The sequence below is a fragment of the Methylobacterium indicum genome (assembly GCF_001043895.1).
Lineage (GTDB): Bacteria > Pseudomonadota > Alphaproteobacteria > Rhizobiales > Beijerinckiaceae > Methylobacterium > Methylobacterium indicum.
Map to the genome: position 1 here is coordinate 1 of NZ_JTHF01000274.1, position 6,026 is coordinate 6,026.

5 protein-coding genes are annotated in these 6,026 nt (G+C 68.6%); all 5 read left to right on the forward strand.

The features are described from left to right. On the forward strand, positions 1 to 295 hold a 295-nt coding region (locus tag QR78_RS26800), incomplete at its 5' end, for an acetyl-CoA carboxylase biotin carboxyl carrier protein (RefSeq protein ID WP_048430659.1). A 116-nt stretch (positions 296 to 411) separates the two neighbouring features. Further along, a complete protein-coding gene (gene accC, locus QR78_RS26805) occupies positions 412 to 1,767 on the forward strand; it encodes an acetyl-CoA carboxylase biotin carboxylase subunit (RefSeq protein WP_048430660.1) in 1,356 nt (451 codons plus the stop codon). A gap of 266 nt (positions 1,768 to 2,033) precedes the next feature. Next, entirely contained in the window at positions 2,034 to 2,315 is a 282-nt protein-coding gene (locus tag QR78_RS26810) for a hypothetical protein (RefSeq protein ID WP_048430661.1), read from the forward strand. Positions 2,316 to 2,499: 184 nt separating this feature from the next. Beyond that, positions 2,500 to 3,162, forward strand: a complete 663-nt coding sequence (aat, locus tag QR78_RS26815; RefSeq protein ID WP_048430662.1) for a leucyl/phenylalanyl-tRNA--protein transferase — start codon at positions 2,500 to 2,502, stop codon at positions 3,160 to 3,162. A gap of 289 nt (positions 3,163 to 3,451) precedes the next feature. After that, positions 3,452 to 5,917, forward strand: a complete 2,466-nt coding sequence (locus tag QR78_RS26820; RefSeq protein WP_048430663.1) for a TonB-dependent receptor — start codon at positions 3,452 to 3,454, stop codon at positions 5,915 to 5,917. The last annotated feature ends 109 nt before the right edge of the window (positions 5,918 to 6,026 follow it).

Below are 6,026 nucleotides of genomic sequence, written 5' to 3' on the forward strand. Positions count from 1 at the left end.
CGCTGCGCTCCCCGCCGCCGCGCCCGTCGCCGACGCCGACCCGAAGGCCCTCGCCGCCCATCCGGGCGCGGTGCTCTCGCCGATGGTCGGCACCGCCTACCGCAAGCCCTCGCCGGAGGCGAAGAACTTCGTCGAGGTCGGGTCGCGGATCGAGAGCGGCGCCCGGGTCCTGCTCGTCGAGGCGATGAAGACCTTCAACGACATCGTGGCGCCGCGCTCCGGCACCGTGACGGCGATCTTCATCGAGGACGGGCAGCCGGTCGAGTTCGGCGAGCCCCTGCTGCTGATCGAGTGATCGCCCCGCGGACAAACCGCTGGCGCGCCACCGCTTTGTCCGCGCCGTTCCTTGTTTTGCCGCAGGTTTTCACCGCGAGACCGGCGGCCATTTTTGCGGAACCTGCTTAGGCGCCCATGTTCGACAAGATCCTGATCGCGAACCGGGGCGAGATCGCGCTCCGCATCCTGCGGGCCGCCAAGGAGCTCGGCATCGCGACCGTGGCGGTGCACTCCACCGCCGACGCCGACGCCATGCACGTTCGGCTCGCCGACGAGAGCGTGTGCATCGGCCCGCCGCCGGCCCGCGACAGCTACCTCAACATCCCGTCGATCATCGCCGCCTGCGAGATCACCGGCGCCGACGCGGTGCATCCGGGCTACGGCTTCCTGTCGGAGAATGCGCGCTTTGCCGAGGTGCTCAACCACCACGGCATCGGCTTCATCGGCCCGAAGGCCGAGCACATCCGCGTGATGGGCGACAAGATCGAGGCCAAGCGCACCGCCAAGCGCCTCGGCATCCCCTGCGTGCCCGGCTCCGAGGGCGGCGTCACCGATACCGACGAAGCGAAACGCGTCGCCGCCGACATCGGCTACCCGGTGCTGATCAAGGCGGCGTCGGGCGGCGGCGGCCGCGGCATGAAGGTCGCCCGCAGCGAGGCCGACCTCGAGACCGCGCTGATGACCGCCCGCACCGAGGCGAAAGCCGCCTTCGGCGACGACGCGGTCTACATCGAGAAGTACCTCGAGAAGCCGCGCCACATCGAGGTGCAGGTGCTCGGCGACGGCCGCGGCAACGCCATCCACCTCGCCGAGCGCGACTGCTCGCTCCAGCGCCGGCACCAGAAGGTCTGGGAGGAAGGCCCCTCCCCGGCGCTCAACGCCGAGATGCGCGAGCAGATCGGCGGCACGGTCGCCCGGGCGATGCAGGAGCTGGGCTATACCGGCGCCGGCACGATCGAGTTCCTCTACGAGGACGGGCAGTTCTACTTCATCGAGATGAACACCCGGATTCAGGTGGAGCATCCCGTCACCGAGATGATCACCGGGATCGACCTCGTCAACGAGCAGATCCGGGTGGCGGCCGGAGCGCCGCTCTCGGTGCGCCAGGAGGACGTGCGGGTCGAGGGCCACGCCATCGAGTGCCGCATCAACGCCGAGCACCCGGCCACCTTCCGCCCCTCGCCCGGCACGATCACCTATTTCCATCCCCCCGGCGGCCTTGGCGTGCGGGTCGATTCGGCGGCCTACCAGGGCTACCGCATCCCGCCGCACTACGATTCGCTGATGGGCAAGCTCATCGTCCACGGCCGCACCCGCAACGAGTGCCTGATGCGCCTGCGCCGGGCGCTCGACGAGTTCGTGGTCGCGGGCATCGACACGACCCTGCCGCTGTTCCGCACCCTGGTGCGCAACGCCGACATCCAGAACGGTCTCTACGACATCCACTGGCTCGAGGAGTTCCTCAAGACCGGCGGTCTCGAGATCGAGTAACCGGCCCCGCGAAGCGGCGTCGCGACAAGGGGCATCCTCGCGGGTGCCCCTTTCGCATGTCGGCTCGGGAAATCCCGCCGTTGCGGGTGCGGCATCGCAGCAATCGATGGCGCGCAAGTTTTTTGCGGGCGCTGGGGAACGGCGCGGCGCTCCGCCGGTTCTCCCGGCGACAACGGTCGGAACATCTGGATCGTCCCTGCGTCAGGCAGCGGACAGGTCGTTCCGAACTGTAACGGTCGCAGTCGAGAACCGAGAGAGACTGTTCCATGCGCATCATCACGCTCGCCGCCATGGCCGCCCTGCTGGCCACTCCCGCCCTCGCCCAGGCTCCGGCCTATCAGGGCCCTGCCTATCCCGGCCCGGCCGCCCCGGTGGTCGATCCGCTCACCACCGGCACCGTCGTGAACCCCGCTCGGCCCGCCCCGGTCGGCGGCGTCGGCCGCAACACCATCGAGACCGAGATCGACTCGGCCAAGGGCGGCAATGCCGCGATGCCGAGCCGCCTGAACCCGAATCTCGGCCAGACCTCCGGCGGCCCCTCGAACTGAGCCGGGCCAGACCCCGTCGACTTCGGGTGAAACGGCCCGCGGCCAGCCGCCGCGGGCCGTATCTCGTTGCGGGCGGCCCCACGCCCTAGTTCGACCGGGCCTACCCGTGTCCGACCACCCTTTTCGAAAAGTCGGGCCGGGGCGAGAATGCCGTCCCCGCACCCAGTGCCCGGAACCCCTGTCGATGCACGGCAGCCTGAACGTCGAGATCACCGCCGAGATCCTGCTCAAGGCCTATGCCGCCGGCATCTTCCCGATGGCGGAGGATGCCGACGACCCGACCCTGTACTGGGTCGAGCCGAAGGAGCGGGGGATCCTGCCCCTCGATCGCTTCCATCTCGGCCAGCGCCTCGCCCGCACGGTGCGCAAGGGCGATTTTGAGGTGGTGACCGACCGCGACTTCGACGCGGTGATCGAGGGCTGCGCCGCCCCGCGGCGCGATAGCGACCGCACCTGGATCAACGCCCGCATCCGCGCCCTCTACGGCGAGTTGTTCGATCTCGGCCATTGCCACACCGTCGAGGTCTATGCGGGCGAGCCCCGCAGCCTGGTGGGTGGGCTCTACGGCGTGTCGCTGGGCTCGGCGTTCTTCGGCGAGAGCATGTTCCATCTGGCCCGGGACGCCTCGAAGGTCGCTCTCGTCCACCTCGCCGCGCGGCTGAAGCGCGGCGGGTACACTCTGCTCGACGCGCAGTTCGTCACCAGCCACCTGGCGCAGTTCGGCGCCGAGGAGGTGCCGCGTCAGGCCTACAAGGCGATGCTGCGCGCCGCCATCGAACGGCCGGCGCAGTGGGACGGTGCGCCGCTCACCGGGTCCGAGGCGGTAGCAACCCTCGGCCATCCGTGACACGATTCGCCCGACCCGGATCGGCCGCATCGAAGTCGATCGAACAGGAAGATTCGGCAATCCCTACTGCCAAACTTTCCCTGACGCGACGTTGTCGACCCGGCGGATTGTTGCAGGACCGTCACTGTGCCCGGGGTTCGCGCGCCGATCCTGGCCCGGTACTTCCTAAGAGTGCCGTATGACCTTTGCCGGGATTGCGGCGAAACGGTGAAGCTCGTTATCTCTCCTCCAATTCGCGGCGCCGTGCGGCACCGCACGAGTCGGATACCGGCGGGGGAGTATGTCGGGCATGGTTGCGTCGCGCTGGGGACTTCTCGTCACGACCGCGCTCGTGTCGGCGGCGCTCGCCGCGCCGGCATCCGCTCAGGGGACCATCGCCCTCGAGACCATCGACGTCGTCCCGGTGACGCCGGTGGCCGGTTCCGGCGGCACCGGCCGCTCGGCCACGGGCGAGCGGATCGAGAGCGGCGGCGCCCTACCGCTCTCCAAGGTGCCGTTCACCGTCGAGACCGTGACGGCCCGGAAGCTCGAGCAGGACCGCGCCACCCTCGATCCCACCTTCACGCTCGCCCGCACCACGCCCGGCGTGAACCTGTCGGACGGCCAGGGCAACAGCTTCCGCCAGACCCTGACCTATCGCGGCTTCGACGCCTCGCCGCTCCAGGGCGCACCGCAGGGGCTGGCCGTCTACCAGAACGGCACCCGCATCAACGAGGCCTTCGGCGACGTGGTGAACTGGGACCTGATCCCCCAGGTCGCGATCAACCGCATCGACATCGTCACCGGCAACCCGATCTTCGGGCTGAACGCGCTCGGCGGCGCGGTCAACATCGAGATGAAGAACGGCTTCACCTGGCAGGGCAAGGAAGTCTCGGTGATGGGCGGCTCGGACGGCCGCATCCTGGGCACCCTGCAATACGGCGAGGTGGTCGGCCCCTGGAGCTTCTACTTCGCCGGCGAGGGCCTGCGCGATGCCGGCTGGCGCTACAAGTCGCCGTCGGAGATCGGCCGGGTCTACGCCGATATCGGCCACCGCACCCTCGATTCCGAGTTCCACGTCATCGCGTCCGGCGCCCGGACCTTCTTCGGCGCCGCGGCCGCCACCCCGGTCGACTTCACCCGCGACAACGAGCGGGCGATCTTCACCTCGCCGCAGACCACCACCACCGAGGTCGGCCAGATCCAGGTCACCGGCAAGGTCAACATCTCGCCGACCTGGGATCTCGCCGGCAACGCCTATGTCCGCCGCTTCAGCCAGCAATACATCGACGGCAACGACGGCAACTTCGAGAACTGCTCCACGCGCTCGAACTTCCGCGGCAACCTGTGCTTCGAGGATGACGGGTTCTCGGCCGCGCCGGGCCAGACCCAGGCGCAGTTCCGCAACCAGTTCCTGATCCTCGGGCCGCAGAACCAGCGGATTCCGTTCCGGGCCGGCGTGCCCTACGGCACCCTCGACACCGTGCGGACCGAGGCGACCGGCTACGGCGGCACGCTGCAGGCGACCAACCGCGACAAGTGGTTCGGCCACGGCAACACCTTCATCGTCGGCGGCAGCATCGACGTCGCGAACTATTCGTTCAAGTCCGGCAGCACGCTCGGCGTCATCAACCCGGACCTGAGCATCACCACGGATCCGAACAACCCGACCTACGGCAACATCCCGGGCCTCGGCGTCGGGCCGATCCGCACCGCCGGGGCGCTCGGCATCGCGCCGAGCGCGGTGACCGGCTCGAACCTCTATATGGGCCTCTATGCCCTCGACACGTTCGACGTCACCGACCGGCTCTCGCTCACCGCCGGCGCGCGGCTGAACTTCGCCCGGATCAACACCCAGGACCTGACCGGCTTCTCGCCCGACGTCACCGGCACGCACTACTTCAACCGCATCAACCCGGTCGCCGGCCTGACCTACCGGTTCTACGACTGGCTGACCCTGTACGGCGGCTACTCCGAGTCGAACCGGGCGCCGACGCCGCTCGAGCTCGCCTGCGCCAATCCGGACCGGCCCTGCCTGCTGCCGAACTCCCTCGTCGCCGACCCGCCGCTCAAGCAGGTGGAAGCGCGCACCTACGAGGTCGGTTTCCGCGGCGCGGTGCCGAACTTCTACGAGGGCGGGCTGCTCAACTACAAGCTCGGCGCCTTCCGCACCGACCTCACCAACGACATCCTGCAGATCGCGGTGCCGGGCAACGCGGCGCGCGGCTACTACGTCAACGTGCCGGCGACCCAGCGCCAGGGCATCGAGGTCGCGGCCGAGTACGTCACCGAGCGCCTGAACCTCTACGCCAACTACGCGCTGATCGACGCCACCTTCCAGTTCCGCGGCGACCTGTCCTCGCCCAACAACCCGCTCGCCGATGACGGGCTCATCACGGTACGCCCGGGCAACAAGGTGCCGCTGGTGCCCGCGCACCAGTTCAAGGCCGGCTTCGACTACGCGATCACGCCGTTCTGGCGCTTCGGCATGAACATGCAGGCGTTCTCGTCGTCCTACTTCCGCGGCGACGAGTCGAACATCAACCGCAAGCTGCCGGCCTATTTCACCGCCAACCTCAACACCAGCTTCCAGCTGACGCAGAACGTGCAGATCTTCGGCCTGGTGACCAACCTGTTCAACAACCGCTACGCCAATTTCGGCACCTTCCTGGAGCGCAGCAACGACTTCGCCGGCCGCTACGTCCTGAACGACCCCCGCACCACCACCCTGGTGCAGCCGCTGTCGGTCTATGGCGGCGTGCGGATGACCTGGTAGGACGACGGCCAAGCAGGTTTCGCCGAAGCGGATACCGGTTCGGCGGCAAAAATCTGCGACAAAACAGGAATCTGAGCGGGCGAGACGTCGGCCTGCCGACGCAAGTCTG